At 46.9% G+C, this 273-nt stretch carries 1 pseudogene; it reads left to right on the top strand.

Annotation, left to right across the window (positions count from 1 at the left end):
* A pseudogene (locus B4920_RS26280) lies at nt 1-273 on the top strand (methionine synthase); the annotation flags it as partial.

The following is a 273-nucleotide window of genomic DNA, read 5'->3' as shown; positions in this document are numbered from 1 at the left end:
GCAGGCAGTTTACCGAAACCTTCTTGGCTTGCTGAGCCTGAGAAACTTTGGTCACCTTGGAAACTCGAAGGTGAGGCATTACTCGAAGCGAAACAAGATGCTTTACGTTTGTCATTGCAAGAACAACTCCATGCAGGCATTGATATCGTTAGTGATGGCGAACAAACCCGCCAACATTTTGTGACGACGTTTACTGAACATCTGGATGGCGTTGATTTTGAGAAACGCGAAACGGTGCGTATCCGTAATCGTTATGATGCGAGTGTGCCGTCT

It is taken from the genome of Zoogloea sp. LCSB751 (assembly GCF_002028455.1).
Lineage (GTDB): Bacteria > Pseudomonadota > Gammaproteobacteria > Burkholderiales > Rhodocyclaceae > Zoogloea.
Note: the sequence above shows the minus strand (reverse complement) of the source record. Positions and strands in the feature narration are given on the sequence as shown.